16 protein-coding genes and 9 pseudogenes are annotated in these 22,154 nt (G+C 43.9%); 7 read left to right on the forward strand and 18 right to left on the reverse strand.

All coding sequences use genetic code 11. The features are described 5' to 3' along the window. The first annotated feature begins 346 nt into the window (after nucleotides 1-346). A complete protein-coding gene (locus tag MMY81_RS06330; RefSeq protein WP_252312107.1) occupies nucleotides 347-1,855 on the forward strand; it encodes a UDP-N-acetylmuramoyl-L-alanyl-D-glutamate--2,6-diaminopimelate ligase in 1,509 nt (502 codons plus the stop codon). Between the two features lie 244 nt (nucleotides 1,856-2,099). Further along, on the forward strand, nucleotides 2,100-3,305 hold the full coding sequence (locus MMY81_RS06335) for a helix-turn-helix domain-containing protein (protein WP_252312108.1): 1,206 nt from the start codon (nucleotides 2,100-2,102) through the stop codon (nucleotides 3,303-3,305). An 82-nt stretch (nucleotides 3,306-3,387) separates the two neighbouring features. Here MMY81_RS06335 and MMY81_RS06340 read toward each other — a convergent pair whose 3' ends face one another. The 8 genes and pseudogenes from MMY81_RS06340 to MMY81_RS06375 all read right to left on the reverse strand — a co-directional run bounded on the left by MMY81_RS06340 (nucleotide 3,388) and on the right by MMY81_RS06375 (nucleotide 12,622). Then, a complete protein-coding gene (locus tag MMY81_RS06340) occupies nucleotides 3,388-4,188 on the reverse strand; it encodes a class D sortase (protein WP_252312109.1) in 801 nt (266 codons plus the stop codon). Continuing rightward, nucleotides 4,181-5,905: a hypothetical protein gene (locus tag MMY81_RS06345; RefSeq protein WP_252312110.1), complete on the reverse strand. Its 1,725-nt coding sequence runs from the start codon at nucleotides 5,903-5,905 to the stop codon at nucleotides 4,181-4,183. The genes MMY81_RS06340 and MMY81_RS06345 overlap by 8 nt, the downstream gene beginning before the upstream one ends. 76 nt (nucleotides 5,906-5,981) lie before the next feature. Then, entirely contained in the window at nucleotides 5,982-9,026 is a 3,045-nt protein-coding gene (locus tag MMY81_RS06350) for a hypothetical protein (RefSeq protein WP_252312111.1), read from the reverse strand. A gap of 244 nt (nucleotides 9,027-9,270) precedes the next feature. After that, the gene (locus MMY81_RS06355) at nucleotides 9,271-9,978 is read right to left on the reverse strand and encodes a sensor histidine kinase (protein ID WP_252312112.1); all 708 of its coding nucleotides are present in this window, start codon (nucleotides 9,976-9,978) and stop codon (nucleotides 9,271-9,273) included. Then, the gene (locus MMY81_RS06360) at nucleotides 9,921-10,688 is read right to left on the reverse strand and encodes a HAMP domain-containing protein (protein WP_252312257.1); all 768 of its coding nucleotides are present in this window, start codon (nucleotides 10,686-10,688) and stop codon (nucleotides 9,921-9,923) included. The genes MMY81_RS06355 and MMY81_RS06360 overlap by 58 nt, the downstream gene beginning before the upstream one ends. Further along, nucleotides 10,680-11,355 (reverse strand): annotated as a pseudogene (locus tag MMY81_RS06365) (response regulator transcription factor); the annotation flags it as partial. The gene MMY81_RS06360 and the pseudogene MMY81_RS06365, both read right to left, overlap by 9 nt. Before the next feature lie 178 nt (nucleotides 11,356-11,533). After that, nucleotides 11,534-12,075 (reverse strand): annotated as a pseudogene (locus MMY81_RS06370) (chromate transporter). After that, nucleotides 12,075-12,622: pseudogene (locus MMY81_RS06375) on the reverse strand (chromate transporter). The pseudogenes MMY81_RS06370 and MMY81_RS06375 overlap by 1 nt, the downstream one beginning before the upstream one ends. A 155-nt stretch (nucleotides 12,623-12,777) precedes the next feature. On the opposite strand from MMY81_RS06375, the pseudogene MMY81_RS06380 reads away from it, so the two are divergent. Beyond that, a pseudogene (locus MMY81_RS06380) lies at nucleotides 12,778-13,225 on the forward strand (Lrp/AsnC family transcriptional regulator). A gap of 103 nt (nucleotides 13,226-13,328) precedes the next feature. Then, the gene (locus MMY81_RS06385; RefSeq protein ID WP_252312113.1) at nucleotides 13,329-13,901 is read left to right on the forward strand and encodes a superoxide dismutase family protein; all 573 of its coding nucleotides are present in this window, start codon (nucleotides 13,329-13,331) and stop codon (nucleotides 13,899-13,901) included. Between the two features lie 40 nt (nucleotides 13,902-13,941). On the opposite strand, the pseudogene MMY81_RS06390 reads toward MMY81_RS06385, so the two are convergent. Beyond that, nucleotides 13,942-14,754, reverse strand: a pseudogene (locus MMY81_RS06390) (nicotinate-nucleotide--dimethylbenzimidazole phosphoribosyltransferase); the annotation flags it as partial. 58 nt (nucleotides 14,755-14,812) lie between these two features. Continuing rightward, nucleotides 14,813-14,977: a nicotinate-nucleotide--dimethylbenzimidazole phosphoribosyltransferase gene (locus MMY81_RS35015; RefSeq protein ID WP_374561470.1), complete on the reverse strand. Its 165-nt coding sequence runs from the start codon at nucleotides 14,975-14,977 to the stop codon at nucleotides 14,813-14,815. Nucleotides 14,978-15,148: 171 nt separating this feature from the next. Here MMY81_RS35015 and MMY81_RS06395 point away from each other — a divergent pair, with 171 nt between their 5' ends. Both MMY81_RS06395 and MMY81_RS06400 read left to right on the forward strand, forming a co-directional pair. Beyond that, entirely contained in the window at nucleotides 15,149-15,931 is a 783-nt protein-coding gene (locus tag MMY81_RS06395; RefSeq protein ID WP_252312114.1) for a DeoR/GlpR family DNA-binding transcription regulator, read from the forward strand. Then, nucleotides 15,928-16,786: pseudogene (locus tag MMY81_RS06400) on the forward strand (Cof-type HAD-IIB family hydrolase). Before MMY81_RS06395 ends, MMY81_RS06400 begins: the two are co-directional and overlap by 4 nt. 36 nt (nucleotides 16,787-16,822) lie before the next feature. Here the strand turns inward: MMY81_RS06400 and MMY81_RS35020 are convergent. The 6 genes and pseudogenes from MMY81_RS35020 to MMY81_RS06420 all read right to left on the reverse strand — a co-directional run bounded on the left by MMY81_RS35020 (nucleotide 16,823) and on the right by MMY81_RS06420 (nucleotide 20,767). Further along, nucleotides 16,823-17,639: pseudogene (locus MMY81_RS35020) on the reverse strand (sulfite exporter TauE/SafE family protein). Between the two features lie 288 nt (nucleotides 17,640-17,927). Continuing rightward, nucleotides 17,928-19,092 (reverse strand): annotated as a pseudogene (aldA, locus tag MMY81_RS35025) (aldehyde dehydrogenase). Further along, the gene (locus MMY81_RS33850) at nucleotides 19,073-19,267 is read right to left on the reverse strand and encodes an aldehyde dehydrogenase family protein (RefSeq protein ID WP_308215255.1); all 195 of its coding nucleotides are present in this window, start codon (nucleotides 19,265-19,267) and stop codon (nucleotides 19,073-19,075) included. The pseudogene aldA and the gene MMY81_RS33850 overlap by 20 nt, the downstream one beginning before the upstream one ends. After that, nucleotides 19,234-19,377, reverse strand: a complete 144-nt coding sequence (locus MMY81_RS33855) for a hypothetical protein (protein WP_308215240.1) — start codon at nucleotides 19,375-19,377, stop codon at nucleotides 19,234-19,236. Before MMY81_RS33855 ends, MMY81_RS33850 begins: the two co-directional genes overlap by 34 nt. Nucleotides 19,378-19,540: 163 nt before the next feature. Then, nucleotides 19,541-19,861 (reverse strand): DUF5312 domain-containing protein, encoded by a 321-nt coding sequence (locus MMY81_RS06415; RefSeq protein WP_252312115.1) that lies wholly within the window; start codon nucleotides 19,859-19,861, stop codon nucleotides 19,541-19,543. 124 nt (nucleotides 19,862-19,985) lie between these two features. Further along, a pseudogene (locus MMY81_RS06420) lies at nucleotides 19,986-20,767 on the reverse strand (MFS transporter). Between the two features lie 430 nt (nucleotides 20,768-21,197). Here MMY81_RS06420 and MMY81_RS06430 point away from each other — a divergent pair. Continuing rightward, complete coding sequence (locus MMY81_RS06430) at nucleotides 21,198-21,401, forward strand: hypothetical protein (RefSeq protein ID WP_147419327.1); 204 nt, start codon at nucleotides 21,198-21,200, stop codon at nucleotides 21,399-21,401. 73 nt (nucleotides 21,402-21,474) lie between these two features. Here MMY81_RS06430 and MMY81_RS06435 read toward each other — a convergent pair whose 3' ends face one another. Together MMY81_RS06435 and MMY81_RS06440 are read right to left on the reverse strand one after the other, a co-directional pair. Continuing rightward, nucleotides 21,475-21,933: a type 1 glutamine amidotransferase domain-containing protein gene (locus MMY81_RS06435; RefSeq protein WP_252312116.1), complete on the reverse strand. Its 459-nt coding sequence runs from the start codon at nucleotides 21,931-21,933 to the stop codon at nucleotides 21,475-21,477. Between the two features lie 42 nt (nucleotides 21,934-21,975). Beyond that, a complete protein-coding gene (locus MMY81_RS06440) occupies nucleotides 21,976-22,146 on the reverse strand; it encodes a type 1 glutamine amidotransferase family protein (protein ID WP_252312117.1) in 171 nt (56 codons plus the stop codon). Between the last annotated feature and the right edge of the window lie 8 nt (nucleotides 22,147-22,154).

Consider the following 22,154-nt stretch of genomic DNA (forward strand, 5'->3'; position numbering starts at 1 on the left):
ACAGCGGTATATTCTTATTATTATTCACTTTAGTCACCTTTTATTATACTTAGGTGAATTGGGTATTGCCGCCGGGGAAAATCCTTACTTTTAATCATTGGATTATTATAGGGCTAGCGTTTATACTTAGAAAAGCTGGTTTATGTTGAGCGTGTGTCGATCAAACTTCCTATTTTTCTGTATAACCTTTTTAAAACGTTTTTACATGCTCAGGACAGGGTACTTAATATAGTAAAAACAATTTATACATAATAAGTGATCCGATCGCTCTATATTTTCGTATACATTATTTATACACCAGAAAAGTGCTCATACAGCACGTTATCTCATAAAAGGAGTCGTGACTATGCTTTTCTCGCTAACAACTGCACAGCAGCACCTATCTATTACGTCTATATGGGGACCGGAACAGACGGAGGTCGACTCCCTGTGCTATAACTCTTCGAATGCAGAAAAAAACGCTGCCTTCTTTTGTATTATCGGCTCTCAGGCGGATGGACACGCATATGCCAGGGAAGCAATCAACAACGGAGCATCAATGATTGTCGGTTCGAACGGACCATTTCTCCAGGAACTTGCCGCCGCTTTTCCTTCAATTACGTTTCTTGAGGTTGCCGATTCAAAAATCGCAATGGCAGAATTTTCAATATTTTTCCATAATTTCGTTCATAAATCTTTAAAGACCGTTGCCGTTACGGGAACAAACGGAAAAACGACCGTAACGGCATATACACGCACGCTGCTTAATCGTCTGGCAGTTCCTACAGGCATTATGGGAACAGCAGGAATGTGGGATCACAAAAGCAAACTTATGTTTAAGCAGACAACACCTACGACACCGGAAGCACCGGATCTGCATGCTATTTTTGATAGAATATACCAAAACGGAGCAAAAGCAGTTTCACTTGAAGCCACCTCTATTGCCATTGAACAGCAGCGCCTTCACGGCATTATGTTTGACGTCGGTATTCACACGAACCTTTCACCCGAGCATTTAGATTTCCATGAAACAATGAACCATTATAAACAGTCCAAGCTTAAATTGTTTCTGCAGTCCAAACGCGCTGTAGTAAATCTTGATGATGAAGGAATGTCCGATGATATTCTCTCCATTTTTAAAGGACCACTATTAACGTATAGTATTGAAACAAAAGCTGATGTATATGCAGAACAAATCGTTCCCGATGAACACGGTACATCGTTAACGATCGTCATCCAGAACAACCGGTATGACATTCATGTTCCGATCTTTGGTACGTATAACGTATCCAATCTTCTTTCTTCTGTATGTGCCTGTATTCATTTAGGGATGGAAGAAGAGCAGATTGTTGCCCAACTTCCATTTATTGAAGGACCGGAAGGACGTTTCCAGATAATTGATCATTACCCGAACTACAAAATAATTCTGGATTATGCCCATACGCCCGATGCGCTCGAACTGGTCATTGAAGCTGCTAAAAAGCTTAAGCACCGCAGACTTATTTTAATGCTGACAGGCATTGGGCTAAGAGACCCCGGCAAAAGGCCTAAAATGGCTAAGGCAGCAGAAGGCAAAGCAGACGCATTTGTTGTCAGCGTCGACCACCCTGGTTTTGTAGACCGGGAAAAAGTAGCAGAAGATGTAGCATCCGGCTTCAGCGATCCAAACGCCTCGAATGTATATAAAGAACCTCTCAGACAGGATGCCATCCACCGTTCCCTGTCTCTTTCAGAGGAGGGGGATCTGGTACTTATTACCGGATTGGGCTTCGGCGGCTATCAGCACGTACAAGGAGAACAGGTTCCTTACGATGAACTGCAGGTTATTCAGGATTTCTTTGATAAAGAAAAGACTCCAAATATTATCCCGGGATGATATCGGAAGATAAAAAGTAATACACATGAAAAGGACTGCCCAGTTTAAATGGCAGTCCTTTTTAATGCATTATTACATTACATATTTCAACACTATTGGAATTTTGTTGAAAATTAGTTATAATGAAACTAGAACTTTAGTCGCCAGATTAAAGTAATTAAATACTACTATATTCTGAATATTCTTTTTTCTATTATTCTAAGATTTTTATAAATATATAAAGATTATCTTAAGGAGGGGTTAGATGCCTTTATCCGGGACATCTTTCCATTTTCAGTCCATAACAGAACAATTGGCTTTTTTTCACTATACAACCAGACTTCCCATCTGCGTATTTAATCATAGAGGGGAAATTCATTCTGCACGTCCAGATATCGACCCATGGTATGTGTTCGACCGAGCGTATCTACAGAAATTATTAACTGGGGATACTTCTTTAGAAGACCCTTCCTGCGTGAAATTAGTTTCTGACTCCAACGATTACCATTTTATCGTCAGTAAACATTTTTCTCTTGAAGAAGAATGGATAGCAGCTGGTCCTTTCCTTTTAGAAAGTCCACCTCCTTTCTCTTTTGAAAAAAGCGCACCTTCAAAACTTCGGAAAGATGAATTAATACCGACCACAACTCCTGTTCCTCCTTCCTGTACGCTAAGACAGATTAATTATTTAAAAGATATGCTTCGTTTGATAAAAACACATGCCTACCCTTTATCTAACGAAAGCAGTACGGAATTTGAAGAAGATATTCTGCCGGAAGACCAAATATTTCAGCAGTCCGAAGAGTATACTCCTTTCCCTTATCAGCTCGAACAACAATTTCTTCACCTTTTGAGAAACGGAGACGATCAGGTATTAGAACTTATGCCGTCATTTGATCGTTATGATTCCCTGACGCTGGCAAGCACCCACTCCCGTTCCATTAAAAATAACCTTATTGTTTTCGTTAATACGATCATCCGCACCGCTATTGAAGCAGGCCTCGATCCTCTGCAGACCATAAAGCTGGGCGAATCGTTGATTAAGAAAGTGGAAGCCCAGCAAAATATCGAAATTCCTGAAATCCGCCGGTCATTGGAGCAGCAATTGTTAAAAACCGTTCTTTCAAGAATAAAACGCCATGTTACCGCCGACTACAATCGAATGACTCAACTGATTGTAGAATATATAGAAAAGCATCTGCATGAAAATATATCTTTAAAGGATATTGCGGACTACTGCAGCCGTCACCCCAACTATATCTCCACTCTTTTTAAAAAAGACACCGGTTACTCCATTCAGAAATTTCTACTGAATAAACGAATCAGTAAAGCCAAACATTTTCTCAGGCATTCTACCCATTCCATTTTAGATATTTCGTATTACTGCGGTTTTCAGAGCCAAAGTTATTTTACGCATCAATTTAAAAAAGTAACAAAACAAACCCCTAACGAATTTCGAAAAGGCGGTTAATTTTACGCCTTTTTATTCACTTACAGTCAAAGTTAACAATTCACAATCTATACCTTTTATCTAAATTTCAGACGGACTGCTCTTATACAGGATAAGCGTAGATGATAAACCTTTCCGGAGAATCACCTAAGTAGTTAAAGGGATAACAGGTAGAAAGTGTTAACACCTCTTCACCCATGGGGCGGATGACACTTCTATCTTCACGATCGACAATTTCTGAATGCCTCATTTCATATTCATATGTTCCATAAGGCAGTTCGACAATAAATCGATCACCGTTTTCCAATTCTCCGAAATCAGTAAATGTCGTGTCCCGGTGGCCGGAAAATAGTATCTGCTCCCCCTGGCCGGGAAGTACGGTTTCTGTCATATGGCCCACTCCTTTGCGGAGACTGTTCGCATCCACCCCTTCTACTACGGGGAGTTCGGCCCCAATCGATGGAATATGAAGCAGAGCTATACCGTCACCGGTCTGTGGGTTAAAAGCATCCGCCTGTTCTGAAGAATCAGATGAATTTTCCGGTGTCTGCGCCATATCTTGATCACTACCGGATCTTTCACCTGAAGAGGAATTTTCTCTTCCGACAGGGGCCGCTTGTTCTAAGTTCTGTCCCTGATCCTGGGTTTCTTCTACTGAGGTCGCTGTGCTTGTTTCAGATCCCTCTTCTTCGGCAGGTACAGAGGAGGAAGAACTGCTGCCCGAACTGTCGAAGAAGGAAAACCAGCTGGAATCGCCTTGTTCTTCTTCATCTTTTCCAAGCAGTTCTTCAATTTCCCCGACTGTAGCTGCTTCCTCCTGCTGGACGGACATATAATCGTATATGCTGAACCCGACCATTGCGAGCCCGGCAGCGATTAATAAAGATGTTATTTTCTTAATCATTTAAGGTCATCTCCTTCTGCTTTCCTGCAGGACTCTCCTCTCCTAAATATTCCATATAATAATGACAATAGCCGGATAAATAATGTTCAATATCATCAATTCTCGTGCGAAATGAGTGATGCCTGATAAAAAACGCACCTTCAATTTTGCTGGGATATTTCATGTGCATAGCCGTCTCGGGGAAAAAGTAGCCATTCAGCTGATACAAAGCTCTTTTTTCAATAGTTTCGTAAACGCGCTCGGTCGGAAAACCTTCCAGCAGGTAGTCTTTTCCCTGTTGTTTCATTACTCCTATCATATGATGGGCGGCCATCAACAGCTCGAGAAACGTCGGATAGGTTGTTTCACGATGGTAAATAAACTCCAGCTTTCGTTCTACGTTTTTTAAACCAAACTGAAAATATTTATCTTCCGGAAGATACTTCGTCAGCTCATTCGTACAATAGCTAAGCCAATGATCATGATGTTTCCAGTACTCATGTTCTATAAAATATTCAAACGTGCGGACTACTGTGCGAAGCCAGCTTTCCTCACGATCCAACTCATACAGACGCATCAGTGCAAAGGCTGCTTCTCCGTCGTAATAAATGATTCGAAATGCTTCTTTTACTTGAAGATCTTGCGCATAAAGAATGTGAACAAACCGGCCGTCCGTCTCCTGCATGGATTGAATTCCCCGGCCAAGGGCTTTCATGACGTGCATATAAGATGTATCTTCGAAAACGCTCGTATATTTACACAGGGCCAGCAGAGCAACCCCATTAGCACCCAGTTTGATTTCGTTATCATTTTTTTCATCTACTACGTAGGCGGCTGTACCATAGGTGCGATGGGATTTTAAAACGATACCCTGATCAATTAAAAATTCAACAGCCCGATCAATTGAATTTTTTAAATCAGCGCTTTTTGTTAACGTATACGCTTCGATCATAGAGTAAATGGTGCTCGCATGGCGAAGCATATTGTACCATTTGATTTCCTTATAAAAATGGGTGAAATATCCATATGTGAAGGCCCCATTTTCTTTTACTTCTCCTGCCAAAAATCGGGAAGAGCTTTCTATTACCCGAAAAACCGTATCGGCATCCGCTTCCGGCAGCTTTCTACGGCCGTGGTTCAGCCCCCCGCATTCCAATTCTTCCACGCTGCCATTTTCACAGAAAAAACCAATCGTATTAAATAAAATAACCTGTTTAATATGCGATTCCAGAATGGGGTATTGGAACCCTCTATGGGCTTTCGCATAGGTATTAATGTTTTTCAATGACAGTACATCCTGTGTTTTTTTAGTTGATTTTAATATAAAGGCGTTGCTCAACACTTCCTGTTCCATAAAAGCGAGATTAAACTGCTCATCAAAGGAGATTCCTTTACGCAGATAATTTTTTTTCGTTTTTGTGGAAAGCGTGAAAAACTCCTCTAAAGTCATCGGCTCCGGTGAAATGACGGCTTCCAGTCTTACTATTAAACGTTCTGAAGATTTGAGATTTTTGCTGCACAACTGCTGAACCATTTTAATACCGGCCTCCAGCGTATTAGCAGAAGCAGAATAAACTGACGCACGCGTACTGCCATCGCTGACAGAAAGAAACACGATAAATTTCTGTTTCCTTCCAAAAAAACCACGGTTTTTTTCAGCTATATCTTTTTCTTTGGAAAGCAGGCTCTGTTTAAGCAGCGAAAACCCCTTAAGTTGTTCTTCAATTTTCCAAGGCATGCCTGTTCCTCCTTTTAATTGAACGAAACGATGTTCTATGTATGTACTTCCCCCAAAAAATGGGGGAAGGAATTATTTACTGCCATTTATTTCTTCTATTTAATGCAACTTTTGCTAAAATACCGGCCAATGCAATACCAAGTCCTGCTAATCCAATGGTAAAGATATTTGTAGCAGTGTCAGGCAGCCTTTCGCCATCTGCTCCGGCCTGGCCACTATCATCTTCTGCAGATGTCTCTCCACCGGATCCACTATCATCGACGTTAGTTCCTGCGCCGGTACCATCTCCGTCCGCGTCAGCGTCTCCATCCGCATCAGCATCTCCATCCGCATCAGCATCTCCGTCCGCATCAGCATCTCCATCGGCGTCTGCGTCTCCATCGGCGTCGGCGTCTCCATCGGCGTCTGCATCTCCATCGGCGTCCGCATCTCCATCGGCGTCGGCATCTCCATCGGCGTCGGCATCTCCATCGGCGTCGGCATCTCCGTCCGCATCAGCGTCTCCATCCGCGTCGGCATCTCCGTCCGCATCAGCATCTCCATCGGCGTCTGCGTCTCCATCGGCGTCTGCGTCTCCATCGGCGTCAGCATCTCCATCGGCGTCGGCATCTCCGTCCGCATCAGCGTCTCCATCCGCGTCTGCGTCTCCGTCCGCATCAGCATCTCCATCGGCGTCTGCGTCTCCATCGGCGTCTGCGTCTCCATCGGCGTCTGCGTCTCCATCGGCGTCAGCATCTCCATCGGCGTCGGCATCTCCATCGGCGTCTGCGTCCGCGTCAGCATCTCCGTCCGCGTCGGCGTCTCCATCTCCATCATCTAATACTGGTATTTCAACTTCGACAGAGGCAGCAGTTTCAGCAAAAATACCTGCTGATAATAAGTTCTCATTTACTTGTTCTCCACTAATAGTATAAAGACCATCTAAAGGACGCTCGTTATAGAAAATCGTGAAGTCTACCATACCTTCATCATTCACTGCTATATCGAGAAGAGAGCTGTTTACCGGGAAGAATATGTCATTTCCTTCCAAAAAGGCTCCTTCATCTACTGAAAATAGTGAGACGCCACTATCATTGGATCTTCCATCTAGAGAAACTGTCTGAATATCACCATTCACGTCGATATATTCAATCCGATCAATATTTTCTAAAAGTTCCTCTTCAAAAGTTAACTTATAAAAGGATTCTTCTAATAAATTCACTTCAGCTAAATATTCGACATTATACATCGAATTCAGGCTTTCATTATCTGTGTCATACTCTCCAGTGATAGCTGCATCGGCATCAATCGCAAGATCTATTCCTCCATCACCGTCTCCATCGGCATCTCCGTCTGCATCAGCGTCTGCATCAGCGTCTGCATCTCCGTCCGCATCAGCATCTCCATCGGCGTCAGCATCTCCGTCCGCATCAGCATCTCCATCGGCGTCGGCATCTCCGTCCGCGTCCGCGTCTCCATCGGCGTCGGCATCTCCGTCCGCATCGGCATCTCCATCGGCGTCGGCATCTCCGTCCGCATCAGCATCTCCATCGGCGTCGGCATCTCCGTCCGCATCAGCATCTCCATCGGCGTCAGCATCTCCGTCCGCGTCGGCGTCTCCGTCCGCATCAGCATCTCCATCGGCGTCCGCATCTCCATCGGCGTCCGCATCTCCATCGGCGTCCGCATCTCCGTCTCCATCATCTAAAATAGAGAAAGTAAAGGTTTCTACAGTGTCTGCTAATGCTTCAATGGAAATTAAATTTTCATTTAATTGTCTTCCTGTACCTTCATAAGTTCCCGCAGCCGGCGTCTCTGAGTAGCTGATTGTGACATCAAAATCAACACCGTTAAGCACACCAATATCAGCTAATCCGCTTGCTGGAATCAGTATTCTATTGTTCTCTTCATCCAAAAATGCTTCATCTTCTGAAGGATCTAAGCTGACATTTATTGCTCCACTACCTGCTTCGATTATTTCAATATTTTCAATGATAGAAGAATCAGTGAATTCAGGAGGAAGTTCAATAGCATAAAATGTTTCATTCAATGCTCCAACCGTAGCTAGATAATCTACTCCGTAATTGATATTAAGCTGATTAGAGCCTTCCACATACTCTCCGGACGCATCAGCGTTTCCTACAGCAATAACATCTAGTCCTCCATCTGCATCTCCGTCCGCATCGGCGTCTGCGTCTCCATCAGCGTCTGCGTCTCCATCAGCGTCCGCGTCTCCATCAGCGTCCGCGTCTCCATCAGCGTCCGCATCTCCATCAGCGTCCGCGTCTCCATCAGCGTCCGCATCTCCATCAGCGTCCGCGTCTCCATCAGCATCCGCGTCTCCATCAGCGTCCGCGTCTCCATCAGCGTCCGCGTCTCCATCTGCGTCCGCGTCCGCGTCCGCATCTCCGTCTCCTTCTTCTACATCTTCTACTACAACTTCGGTTGTACCAGCATTTGTCGTTCCTACTGTTACATCAACTAAATCTCCATCAGTTGAAGCAGCTGATATAGGGTATGTCCCCGGTGCCAGCGGCTCATCAAATGTAAGACCTAAATCCACTTGCAGATCCGGGCTTAATTCTAGTTCTACTAGAAGATCAGCAATATCAACTATTCCCAGGTCTACTGCCAGAGCGTTGATCAAACTGGCATTCAATATTTGAGAAAAATCAACTCTGATCTGGTTGCCATCTACAACCGCCTCCGGACTGCCCGCATTTACACTAAGAAGACCTCCCGATACGGTAGGTGTCCCCACTGTGGCATTGTCCAGAACACCTTCAGGAAATTCAAAAATCACGACTCCGTCTTCAAGTACGCTGACATCCGCAAGTGAGCTGGCAGAATAGCTGAGATCCAGGGTTTGACTTTCCGGCGTGTACGTAGAACTTAAAGAATTATTCTCAAAAATACTGACATCAATCGCTTCTGCACTCTGTGTACCTGATAAAATATTACTCATTGAGCTGATCGTATTTGAACCTGTCTTTGCTCCATAGTCGCTCACTGCTCCGCCCGCAAATGGCATAATAGTAATCGATGCAGCGGTCATAATTGCTATTGTTTTGTGTTTATGTCTTTTTTGGCTTCGATCCATTTTTTTCCGATAATCGATATGTTTATTCTGCTTTTTCTTCATTTGGTTCCCCCCTGTTTTTTAATAAAGAATGATTCTTGACCAGGCTTTTAGTAAATGTACTTGCTGAATTCAAATAAGAACACTCCCTCTCTTATGACGAAAGATTACTATTGCATTGTAAAATATTAATAAGTCTGAAAATTTAAACATATTAATATTTTTTGCAATAACTAAATATGCATATGTTTTATACAAAAAAATCCGTTTTTCCTTAATTAAGGAAAAACGGATTTTTTCTGTAAGCTTATTCAATTGGAAAACGAAGCACAAAGATAGTTTCACCAGGCCTGCTGCTTTTTAGCGAAAGGTCTCCATTTAAGCTCTGAGCGATCATCAGACTGAATGCAAGGCCAAGCCCCAGCCCGTGTGTTTCATATTTCTTATTTTCTCCACGGAAAAACCGTTCGAAAATATATTCTTTTTCTTCTTCCCCGATTCCTTTTCCGCTGTCTGTAACTTCAATGTATGCCTGTTCTTCTTCCTGTTTCATATTCACGCAAATAGTGCCTTCCATCCCTGTTCCAAACGACTGCTGGGCATTATTAAGCAGATTAATCATAATCTGCTGGAGCCGGGCGGAATCGATTTGAACGTATACTTTTTCATCCGGAATATCTAGTTGAAGAGTCGTCCGGCTTTCTTTATTGGTGACTTCCCACTGGTGAATGACTTCCTGCAGCAGAGCCCCCATCTCTCTTTTCTCCATTACTACGTTAACGCCATTGGCGCTGAACGTATTAAATGCCAGAAGATCGGCTACCATTGTTTTCATCCGTTCGGTTTCTTTTAAGGAAATATCGATAAACTCTACAGCTTCCTCGTCGGTCACTACATCATCTTTTACCGCCTGCAGCAGGCCGCTGATGGAAGTTATCGGTGTTTTCAGCTCATGCGTTACTCCTGCAAGCAGTTCGGTCCGTAACCTTTCCAGCCGCTGAAGCCGGGCGGACATTTTTTAAAAGAGTTCACCAGCTCATAAATTTCTTTTTCCCGGACATTCTCGGGAAGGGTAAAATTATAATTCTGATCTTTGATAAGTTTAGCTGCACCGGATACACGCTTTACCGGGTAGGTAAGTCTTCGGGACAACACATAAATCGTCAGCCAGCCTAAAAGAGACAGGGCTATCACCATAATTGCCACCAGACTGTATTCCTGGTTTAACTGGGCTACTTCATCCACCGGCTGAATAATAACTACCCAGCCAATGTTTGCACCCTCCTGGATAATCGGCGCTTTCACTAAGAAAGAATTTCCCACCATATCTATATTTAAACGCTGAATCGAATCCTGTTTTTCCAGCACACTGGCCGGAAAAGCAAGTTCCGGTTCAAATCCCCGGATCGCGTTGCTTGTAATAGAATCCCCATTGTTATCGACAATATAAATAAGCGGATTCGTTTCAATATTAAGAACGCTCTGCCTGTCCTGAAAAAAGTCGGGAACTTCTTCCCTCGGCAAGGTTCCGCTGCCGCTTTCTGTAGCCACACGATCTGCCATCTCCTGAGCTACCAGCTGCGTTACGTTCAGCCTGTGATCTACTGTCGTCTGGCGGATCCAGAACAAAGACAGCACAGCGATAATAAGCAGCCCTATGAGCAGCGTCAGTAAATAAAGAGTAGTCCAGTAGCGGAGAATAGAGATTTTCCGGTTTTTATTCATAAAACAGAACTGATACCCCAATCCCCGCAGCGTTTTTTATTTCTCCTTCTTTGGAAGGCCAGTGTTTTAAAGACTGACGGATTCTTTGATGGAAAGATCAACTGCCCGGTCGCTTCCTTCATAATCCATGCCCCACACGTGATAAATGATCTGTTCCCGCTCCATCGTCTGGTTGGGGTGGCCGGCCAGAAAGAGAAATAATGATAAATCCCGCGGGGAAAATGTAATATCCACCCCATTTAACGTCACGCGGTGTGCTTTTGTATAAATAGTCAGACTCCCAAAGTGCTGGACGTCTTCTTCAGATAAAGTAGTACCCGAACGCGACAGTACCGCTTTCACACGGGCCACTACTTCTTTTCCGTCAAACGGTTTTGGTATGTAGTCGTCCTCCCTCATCAAGGCCTTTCAAGCGGTAATCCATGTCTCCCAATGCGGTCAGCATAATGACGGGACAGGCGCTTTTTTCCCGTATATGTTTCAGAATCTCCCAGCCGTCAATTCCCGGAAGCATCACATCGATTAAAGCCAGATCCGGCCGGTTACGATCAAAAGCTTTTATGCCTTCCTCTCCATGATAAACCTGTTCGGTGTCGAATCCTGCTTTTATTGCTTTAAGTACTTGGCTGATCGACGCTTCGTCTTCAATAATAAGTATTTTTTCCATTTGGTTCCCCTCACTTTTCCAGGTATAACAGCTTTTTATATATTGCCTGCAGTTAAAAAATAATAAAAGAAAGAGCCTCCGATGGCGTTCGGAGACTCTCTCTTATATATTATTTAAAAGGGGTATGCTTATAATATATAGACCCAATGTGTCCGGTGTATGTCGAATAAAAAAAGTTTTATATTTTTTTAGCTGCCCAGAAAAGGATGCCATACACAATGGAAAGAATTATCACGAAAGCAGGATGCACTTTGCCCTTTTCCATCAGCAGATAACTGCCGACGAGCAGAATAATCGTCTGCACGGCCCCGGCTCCTTCCAGTGCGCTTTCCAGAAACTGAAAGGTCAGGATGCCAAGCAGAACAGCGATAATCGGCCGTACATATGTCGTCAGCCTTTTTACTTTCGGTGACTGCCGGTACGCATACAGCAGTCCCATTAAAAGCAGCATTAGAATAAGAGAAGGTGCAATAGTGGCAAACAGGGCGACTGCTGCTCCGAACACCCTCCTGTTTCGTATCCAATATAGGCCGCCATTTTTGTAGCAATAGGACCGGGAAGCGCATTTCCTATTGCGAGCACCTCACTGAACTCACCTACGCTCATCCACTCATACCGCTCCACCACTTCATGCTGAATCAGCGGAATCGAAGCCGGGCCTCCGCCGTATCCGAGAATTCCCGGCAGGAAAAAAGCTATAAAGATATTCCAGTAAACGATCACGCCGACCCCTCCTTCTTTTTATCGTTGCGCAGAAGCGCTGCAGCAATTAAAAGAACGATAACGATCGCAGGATGGACATTCAGCACACTGATAATCAGCAGGCCGAATATGATGAAAAACAACACCCTCACCCAGCCCAGATCTTTTGTAGATTTTTGGATAAAGCTCCAGGTCAGGACACCCATCATAACCGTGACCACAGGAAGCACGCCGTTTGTAATGCCGTTTACCCAGGCGGCATCCTGAAAATTGGCAAGCACGGCAAACAGAGCAATCATTAACACTGCTGTCGGTCCTACTATTGCAATAACACCGTTAACAGCTCCAAGTACTCCACCTTTTTTATAGCCGATGTATCCGCAAGCTTCGTCACAATCGGGCCGGGAAGCGTATTTCCAAGCGCAAGTACATCCCCGAATTCTTCATCTGTCATCCATTTATAGTGATCAACCACTTCTTTATGAACTAAAGGAATGGAAGCCGGTCCACCACCGTATCCAAGCATCCCTACCCGAAAAAAAGCTAAAAAGATCCGCCACTGCATATAACCGTCCCTTACTTTTGTTTTCATTATTCTAACACACAATAACTAACCGTTGTATTTTATCCAATAATAATGTCTTTTTTTATAATTTATGCTGATTATTTACTTTATGGTAGAATGAATAAAAATCTTAATCAAAGAGAAGGAGAATTTGGATGCTGGACAAAGTAGACCAGGGAATTATTGATTGTTTAGTAGAGGATGGACGTATGTCCTATGTGGATATTGGAAAGCGTTTAAATATTTCCCGCGTATCGGTTAGAGACCGGGTGCAGCAGCTAAAAGAAAAAGGCATTATCGAACGGTTCAGCGTCGTTGTCAACTCGGAAAAAACCGGGAAGACGGTTTTCTGCTTTTTTTGAAGTCGACTGCGAACCCGCGTCGCTGGTAAAGGTTGCGGAAACCTTAGTAGAGAATCCAAGTGTGGCCAGCTGTTATCAAATGACCGGGCCGAGCACTCTGCACATGCACGTACTTGTGGATGATTTTAAAAGCCTGGAACTGTTTATAAATGAAGAGCTGTACGCGCTCGAAGGTATTACGAGAGTGGAAAGCCATATTCTGCTGAGGCGTTTTAAAAGCAGATCCGGCTTGAAACTGTAAAGCTGCCCGCATTTGAGATGTGGCATCTTTGTGAATTGTCGTTTAAACCTCCTCATTTAAGTGAAAACATAAACATAGGAATACTTACAAAGGGGAGAAGAACATGTGGAGAAAAAATATGCTGTTTCTTTTTGCAGCAGCTTTTATTTTAATTCTTGCTGCCTGCGGAAGCAGTGGAGCAGAAGATGAAGATGATGAAATTGCTTCAGAAGGAGGCCAGTATACCGCTGCAGTTGATATGATAAACAGCGAAGAAGAAGAAGCCGGCACGGCTGAGATTATTCAGGCTGAGGATGGGAACGTCACGATCCAATTGGACCTTTCCGGTCTTCCTGCTGACAGTACACATGGCATTCACCTTCACCAGACAGGCGAATGTACCGCGCCGGACTTTGAATCAGCTGGAGATCATTATAACCCGACCGACGCTGAACACGGCACAGATTCAGAAGGTGGACCACATGTAGGAGACCTTCCAAATATTGAAACAGATGAAAATGGTGAAGTGACTACAGAACTTGATGCCTCTGATGAAATTGTTGTAGACCGTCTGGAAGATAATTCATTATTTGACGATGATAATACGGCTATCGTTGTGCATGAGAATGCCGATGATTATGAAACACAGCCTTCCGGAGATTCCGGAGACCGTATTGCCTGCGGTGTAGTTGAATAATAAAGCTTAAGCAGACTGCCTTTTAAAAGGCAGTCTTTTTTTAATATCCGGCTAGATCATCAAAAGTCGCCATGTTTTTAATCATTGCAGCCGAAGCTTCTAAAATGGAATGGGCAAGCAAAGCTCCCGTTCCTTCTCCGAGCCTCATTCCCAGTTCCAGAATGGGATCAAGCCCCAGCTTTTCGATTGCAAAAGCATGACCTTTTTCCGCAGAACGATGTCCTAAAAAAAGATACGACTTTATTTCCGGATGCATGGTAACAGCGGCCAGAGCTGCTGTCGTATTAATAAATCCATCGACAATAACAGGTATTCTTTTCTCTGCCGCCTCCAGCATAGCTCCCGTCATCCCGCTATCTCGTATCCTCCTACTTCAGCCAGTACGTTCCATATCAGAGGGATCAGGCTTTCTCTCTGCCAGGGATTCACGAATCACTGTCTCCTTCTTTTTTATGCCTTTTTCATCCAACCCCGTTCCCGCACCGGTCACTTCAGCAGGATCCACCTGATACAACGCAGCCAGCACGGCACTGCTTGAAGTAGTGTTGCCTATCCCCATTTCGCCGGTAATAAGGCACTCAGTTTATTTGTTTCAATAAAGGCGGCTGCTTCCTCTCTTCCAATCTGCACCGCAGCCTGCACCTGCTGTAGGGTCATCGCTGCTTCTTTTCCTGAAATTTTTTGTTTCCTTTCCTGCTTTTCGGCTGATCCCAATAAAATGCGTATCCAGATCATCGACCATACCAATATCAATCAGCTGAAACGCAGCGTTTTTCTCTCGTGCAAAGACATTAACGCTGCCCTTCATGCTGAAAGTTTTTAGCCATCTGCCCGGTGATACTCTGCGGAAAAGCAGAGACCCCTTCTTCGGTAATCCGTGATCAGCAGCAAATACGAGTACTCCTGATTTTTTACAGAAGGAGCCCGCTTTCCGTTATACCGGCAAGCTGAACGGCTATATCCTCCAATTGCCCCAGGCTCCCAGGCGGCTTCGTCAAAGTTTGTATGTAGTTTTCTTGCATCTTCGGCCGCCTCTTCATTAACGGCGGAATCGTAAATGTCTGCATATCGGGCATGCTCCTTATCTTATAAGTGTAGATTTGCTATAACCATTGTAGCAATCCTTTTCTTATCTGGCGGGATTCTTTTTTCACCATGCAAAATTCATTATAAATACTTATATTCACTTAATTAAACTTGTGATAATATTAGTATATCACTTACTTTCACTTATCCAGGAGGCAGCCATGTATCAAGAAGAAAGACTGATTGCGATAATAGATTACCTTGAAAAGCACGAGCGCGTGTCCGCAGCGGTTATATGCGAGTTATTCGATGTATCAAAAGACACTGCCCGCCGTGACCTTGTCCGCCTGGAAGAAGAAAAACGAATTATCCGGACAAGAGGCGGGCCATTCTGCCGAGCTGCGAGCAGGCACGATCAGGTAGGCGATTATCAACAGCGTCTACAGACGGTGTCTACAGAAAAAAAGAAAATCGGGCGCACCGCGGCTTCTCTAGTATATGATGAAGATAAGCTTATACTCGACGCTTCCACTACGGTTCAGGCATGCGCGGAATATATAAGCGATCAATCCTGTACGGTTATTACAAATTCCACCCATCAGGCGGCCATTCTTTCGTCAAAACCGAATGTCCGTATTCATATTCTAGGCGGAGAGCTGCACAAGGAGCAGCAGTTTCTTCATGGCGAATCTGTCACAGATAAGTTAAGTGAGTATTTCACCGATACGGCATTTCTTGGAGTAGTCGGTATTTCTGAACACGGCCTGACTATTGCACATGAAGAGGACGGCATGGTAAAGCGCAGGATGATCAAACAGGCGAAACGCCGCATTGCGCTGGCTGACCATTCAAAAATAGGGGTTACGTCTTTTTATAAGTTTGCCGACCTCTCTGAAATGGATGTATTGATTACCGACAGGCCCCCCTCCCCGTCTTTTCAAAAGCTTCTAAGCCAAAACAGGGTGGAACTGCTTGTCAGTCAAGAAAGGACAAATAACCAATGAAAAAATTAGTTGCTGTTGATTTAGATGGAACCCTTTTAAACAGCTCCAGTCAAATCAGTAAGGAAAACCTGGATGCCATCCGCAAAGCCCAGCAGAATAATATAGAAGTAGTCATAGCTACAGGCCGGGCTCATTTTGATGTGAAATACTTGTTTGAAGGCACCGGCATTAACACGTGGATTATTGCAGCCAATGGCGCTACCCTCCACACTCCTGATTACGATGAACATACAAAAATTCCACTGGATAAACAGGAAGCTCTCTCTGCGCTGGAATGGCTGGAAAAAAAACCGCTTCTACTATGAAGTATTCAGTAATAATGCTATTTATACAGCACAGAACAGCCGGGACATATTAACAATTGAAATGGATCGTATTGCAAGCGCTAATCCTGGAATAAACAAAGAAACACTTTTAAAATCGACGCGCAAACAGTACAGTCAGTTTGGATTTTCCTTCATTAACAATCATAAGGAACTCGCGGACGACTCCATTGACCTGTTTAATATTCTTGCCTTTTCTTTCGATCAGGAGAAGCTCGAGCTCGGCTGGAAGGAGTTTGAAGACCGCAGCGACCTTACTTTAGTGAGTTCTTCCAAACATAATTTCGAACTCGAACACCATACTGCCTCCAAAGGAAAAATGCTGAAACGCCTTGCTTTGGAACTGGGAGTACCTATGGAGCAGACCACTGCGATCGGTGACAGCTTAAATGATGTATCGATGCTTACTGCCGCCGGACGGGGGTTTGCGATGGCCAACGCCCTTGAAGAAGTAAAGCATATCAGCACAGAGGTGACGAGGAGCAACGATGAGCACGGCGTGGCCCACGTCCTGCATCAATTGATCGATTAATAGATAACCCCGGCGCAGTTGAGGCACCGGGGCTTTTTATGCAGTTTTTGGCTCTCCCCGGCTCCCGCTTCCTGCTTTTTTTACAGTAACTACAATCGCTCCGGCCCAAAAAGCCAAGATCGCAAGGTGAATTACTACGCTCCATTCTTCCGGCACGTGAATGGTGGATAAAAGCGTCCTGGCATTGGTCAAAATGATAAATCCACCTACCAGCACACCCAGTAGATGCGCGGGTACAATCCGCACCAGATAGGCAGCTATTGGGGCAGCTATTACGCCTCCAATTACAAAAGCACCAATTAATGCCCAGTTCAGCTGGGACCATCCCAGAAAGATGAGAAAACCGACAGATGCTGAAACGGCAATGAAAAACTCGCTTGTGTCGACTGTGCCAATTATTTTTCTTGGAGTCAGTCCCCTCTGAGATAAAAGAACTGGTGTATTAATAGGTCCCCATCCCCCGCCCCAACAGCATCGAAGAATCCGGCAACCGCGCCCAGCGGCAGCAGAAATATTGTTTTATTCCGGCCCGGCTTTATGGTGACCGCTTTATTTTATCTTAAAAAGAAACCGGTACATAATATAAACGCCTAGCGATAATAAAAAAATAGAAATAAATGGCTTAATAATGTCTCCCGGAATGCTGCTGAGAAGCGCAGCTCCGGCGAAAGCACCTCCAACGCCCGCAGAATAAGCTTGAACAGCATTTCTTTATCCACATTTTTAAAATACAAGTGCGATGCCCGGATGCGGCAGTCGTTGCTATTTCTGATAGGTGAACGGTTGCTGAAACAATGGCAGGGGCCATGCCGAACGTAAGCAGAAGCGTAGTGGACGTTGCGCCATATGACATACCGAGTGCCCCATCTATAAGCTGGGCTAGAAAACCTACAATGGAAAAATGATTAATTTACGCACCGCCATTCACTCCTCTATTGTTTTCTGTTTTAATCTTGACTATCCTTATATGTTTTATATGATATTAATCTGGTTTATAAATATAGCTATAGGTCTTTGTTCGCGTTATTTAATAAAAATGAACAGAAAGATATAAAGTTTTATGTAATACGCATGTTCTCACCATTTCAAAAACAAAAAAGCCGCTTCCCCTCTCGGAGAAACGGCTTTTGCTTTTCGTTTATTAGTTAATATCGTTCTTATACTGCATGTAGACCACATGCGTTTCCAAGTGTTCTTCGAGGCCGTGCTTTCCGTCAGCTCCACCGAGTCCGGACTGTTTACGGCCCGCGTGGAAGCCTTGAATTGCTTCGAAGTTTTCACGGTTTACAAATGTTTCACCGAACTTCAATTCATTGGCTGCTCTCATAATTTCATGAATATTTTCGCTGAAGATAGAAGATGACAGGCCGAATACGGTATCATTGGCCATCTTAATAGCATCATCGAAATTCTTGTACGTCATAATCGGAAGAACCGGTCCGAAAATTTCTTCCTGAATAATTTCCATATCCTGCTTTACTGCGGTTAAAACAGTAGGCTGATAGAAAAAGCCTTTATCCGACTCTTTACGGCTGCCACCGGTTTCTACTTTTGCTCCGGCTTTTACTGCGTTGTCCACCATTGCACTTACCGAATCAATCTGATCCTGGTTAACGAGAGGACCTACATCGATATTCTCTTCTTTCATAGAATTACCGACCTTAGCATTTTTCATTTTTTCGGTAATTTTACGGGTGAACTCTTCTGCTACGTCTTCATGCACATATACGCGCTCTGCGTTTGTACACGCCTGGCCATTATTAATCGTCCGGGACGCATACACATTTTCTACAGCCAGATCCACATCAGCATGCTTGGATACGATAGCAGGTGCCTTGCCGCCAGCTCAAGATTTACTTTTGTAATACCTTTTGCAGCTGCTTCCATTACAGCAGAGCCGGCATTAAAGCTTCCCGTCATGGAAATCATGCCCATTTTCGGATGGGAAGCCAACGTATTTCCTACCGTAGAACCTTTACCATGAACAATATTGAATACGCCTTTTGGCAGATCCAGCTCGTGAATAAGTTTGGCAAATTCGCCGGCTGTGTTGGCGTAGCCTGTCCCGGCTTAATAACAATTGTGCAGCCTGTTAATAAAGCAGGTGCTACTTTTCGTGCCAATATGAATACAGGGAAATTCCATGGAATAATGCCGCCGACTACGCCAATCGGTTTTTTAAACACCATAATATTTTCATTCGGGCGGTCGCTTTCCAGAATCTCACCCTCGTACTTACGAGCCCAGCCCGCCATGTAACGGAAGTAATCGATAGCTACAGTTAATTCAGCTTCGGATGTATCCATTGTTTTCCCCGTTTTCTTCTGTCAGGGTTTTAATAAAGTGGTCTTTTTTTTCTTCAAGCTTATCCGCAATTTTCATTAAATAAACGGCTCTATCTGCAACAGGAGTAGCTGCCCAGCTGTCAAACGCTGCATCTGCGGCTGCTACTGCTTTTTCCGTTTCCTCTTTTGTGCTGATGGGATAGTAGAAATAACTTCTTCTGTTGCTGGATTTATTACGTCTATTGTGTCGTCATGGTCTGATGGAACCCATTCTCCGTTAATATAATGCTGATACGTTACGTCCATAATAATAAATACCTCCCAGTATTGTTTTTGTTCGTCAGCTGCTTACTTCTTATATAAGGGTACCCTACTATATATACCACGTGTTCTTAAATTAAAACGTTTCTGAGCGAAACCGTCCGGCCTGCTTATAGAAAAAGCAGAAGCAGACAACGGAGAAGAATGGCTATACCAATAAGAAAAGCGTAACTGTTACTGTAGGCCGCTCCTTCTCCCTGCCATACAAAAAACAAGGGACTTCCAGCCAGTCTATCCCAGCTGAGAAGTTTTCCGGAAACTGCAACCCAAAGGCCCCGCCGATAAACTGGGTTAACTGCAGCAGTCCAAAACCGGAGGAGAATTCAGCAGGAGCCAGCTTTCCTGATAAATAATTGGGGACCCCCATTGTGATACAGGAAAACCCCAGACTGGAAACCAAAAAAAATAATCCCATCAGCCACGGTTCGTGTCCTCCAAATCCTGCGTACAAAATAGAGGCTGCTGTCACGCATACGGTCCGGCCCCAATAATAAAGAGAATTCCTGTTTTTTCTGCCATTCTGCCAATTAATATCATCAGAACAGCTGATCCGGCCGCACCTGGAAATATAATCCAGCCTATAGCTGCCGTGTTTAAATTGTAAACATCAGCAAGAAGCAGTGGAGTAATAAATAAAATGGCAAAATGGATAAAAAGACAGCAAAACCGATAGCAAGGCTGAGCACGTAAATCGGCTGCTTAAGAAGAGACGGAGCAATAAAAGGTTCTTTGACCCTGTTAATATGGATTAAAAAAAGAGCAAAGCTACAGCCCCTGCAAGAAAAAACAGACTGCCTGTTGATACAAAAAGCAGCGCGCTTACTGCTGCTGTACTTAACAATAAGAACCCGGGATATCAAATAATGACCCACCCGGCACTTCAAAAGGTACATTTTTTCTATAAACCGGATCATCAGCGCTCCCAGCACACTCACCATAAACAAAAAGCTCCAGCCTAAGTATTCCGTTAACAGTCCGCCCACGAGCGGCCCAAGCCCAAAACCCAATGTAGATGCCGAAGCATAAATGGACATGGCTTTCGCTTTTTCTTCTACTGGGAAATAACGTGTAATCATCTGCATACCAAGAGCTGACACGGATGAAGTCCCTGCCGCCTGAATAACTCTCGCGAGAATCAGCAGAGGATACGTTTCTGCGAATACGCCCAGAATGAGCCTGCTCCAAGAAGCAGAAGGCCGATAGTCAGCAGAAAAGGTATAGCTGCATTTGTGCCGAGTCTGCCGTAAATTACCACCCCGATTGCAAAAAAGACGGAATAACTGGTGACAATCCATGAGGCCGCGGCCGTATTAATTTGAAAGTCTTCTGTGATAACCGGAACGGCTATGTTAAACATAGAAGTATTCATCACCATTATTAACACATTTAAAAGAGGGCAAATAGAACTAATTTCTTTTTATAAACTATTGAATTATGCTTCATTTCTTCCATAAACGGGACCTCTTTTCATTCTAATGAACCACATCATACGATTTAAAGCCTTGATACATAAAGCCGTTAAAGAGTTAACCACAAAACAGTGTATCAAAATAATATGTTCAATATGCATCTAAATAGTTTATTAGAATAAAAAAACGGGGTTTCTATCACAAGAAGACGTTCTTGATAGTGGGTAATATTTACTTTCTCAGTGAATATCCAGCTGTTTTTCCCGTTTTTTCAGCTATTTCAGTAAAGACAATCGAGACTATTAGCGCATTTTTCCATATTAGCACCGTGATAAGATTATATTTATTAGAGCAGACATACTGTAAGGTGTACATAACTAAGGGGGTAATAAGCAAGTGTTAAATCAACAATCATTGTATGAAGAACTTCTTCGCTCTTCGGAGAATCCGACTAGAAGCTATATTGAACTATCGAATGCTATTTTGGATCAGAGCCATATTGATTCGGAACAGCGTCTGGTTATCATTAAGCGTATTTTAGCGGCTTATGAAGCGCTTCAGCCGGATAACAGCGTTTTTCCAGAGTTAAAGTCTTCATAATTTAACATTTGTTTATTCGTATCTATTTATTAAAAAGCCATTTCCCGGCATTAGGAAATGGCTTTTTTTCTATTTATTTAAGTGCTTTGACCAATTCTTCTCCCATCAGTTCGGAAGAAAATGGATCACGGCTTGTTACAATCTGCTCGTCCGCCCAGACTGCATGGGCTTTCTTTTCCAGGCTGCCTTTATCGTAGTCTGCTGTTTTTGACAGCTCCTGTTCCAGACTGAACGGCAGAATATCAAGCAGACCTTCCGGTTCGATTTCGTCAGGATATCCTGTTACTTTTTTCCCCTCAATCAGGCTCGTACCGTCAGCTTTTTTTGCCCAAATCAACGGCGCGGGACCATGGCACTCTGCGGCAATAATTCCTTTGTTGGTGTGAATACCCGTAATCACATTGTGCAGCGCCTTGTCTTCTGCTAAATCATACATTGCTCCGTGGCCGCCTACAATTAGAAGCACATCGTACGCTGATGCGTCCACATCGGTCAGTTTCATCGTATTGTCCGCACGACCGGATTCATACAATTTTTTATACTTTCCTTCCGGATCATAATCTTTTAGTAAAACTTACTCGTCCAGTACCGGTTTGCCGCCTAATGGGGAGGCTATTTCTACGGTGTGTCCTGCTTTTTCCAAAAGCTCAAGCGGTGCAAACAGTTCTTCCGCCCACCAGCCCGTTTCGTAATTATTTGCTTCGTCTTTATGACCACTTGATAATACTGCGAGTACTCTTGCCATTCTAAAAC

This window comes from Sinobaca sp. H24 (assembly GCF_023845525.1).

Bases quoted from the DNA above. Each gene is read 5' to 3' on its own strand.
- MMY81_RS06360 (WP_252312257.1), bottom strand. From the start codon at position 10,688: ATGAATAAAAACCGGAAAATCTCTATTCTCCGCTACTGGACTACTCTT.
- MMY81_RS06335 (WP_252312108.1), top strand. From the start codon at position 2,100: ATGCCTTTATCCGGGACATCTTTCCATTTTCAGTCCATAACAGAACAA.
- MMY81_RS06385 (WP_252312113.1), top strand. From the start codon at position 13,329: ATGTGGAGAAAAAATATGCTGTTTCTTTTTGCAGCAGCTTTTATTTTA.
- MMY81_RS35015 (WP_374561470.1), bottom strand. From the start codon at position 14,977: ATGCCCGATATGCAGACATTTACGATTCCGCCGTTAATGAAGAGGCGG.
- MMY81_RS33855 (WP_308215240.1), bottom strand. From the start codon at position 19,377: ATGGACGTAACGTATCAGCATTATATTAACGGAGAATGGGTTCCATCA.
- MMY81_RS06395 (WP_252312114.1), top strand. From the start codon at position 15,149: ATGTATCAAGAAGAAAGACTGATTGCGATAATAGATTACCTTGAAAAG.
- MMY81_RS06345 (WP_252312110.1), bottom strand. From the start codon at position 5,905: ATGCCTTGGAAAATTGAAGAACAACTTAAGGGGTTTTCGCTGCTTAAA.
- MMY81_RS06440 (WP_252312117.1), bottom strand. From the start codon at position 22,146: ATGGCAAGAGTACTCGCAGTATTATCAAGTGGTCATAAAGACGAAGCA.
- MMY81_RS06355 (WP_252312112.1), bottom strand. From the start codon at position 9,978: ATGTCCGCCCGGCTTCAGCGGCTGGAAAGGTTACGGACCGAACTGCTT.
- MMY81_RS06350 (WP_252312111.1), bottom strand. From the start codon at position 9,026: ATGAAGAAAAAGCAGAATAAACATATCGATTATCGGAAAAAAATGGAT.
- MMY81_RS06330 (WP_252312107.1), top strand. From the start codon at position 347: ATGCTTTTCTCGCTAACAACTGCACAGCAGCACCTATCTATTACGTCT.
- MMY81_RS06340 (WP_252312109.1), bottom strand. From the start codon at position 4,188: ATGATTAAGAAAATAACATCTTTATTAATCGCTGCCGGGCTCGCAATG.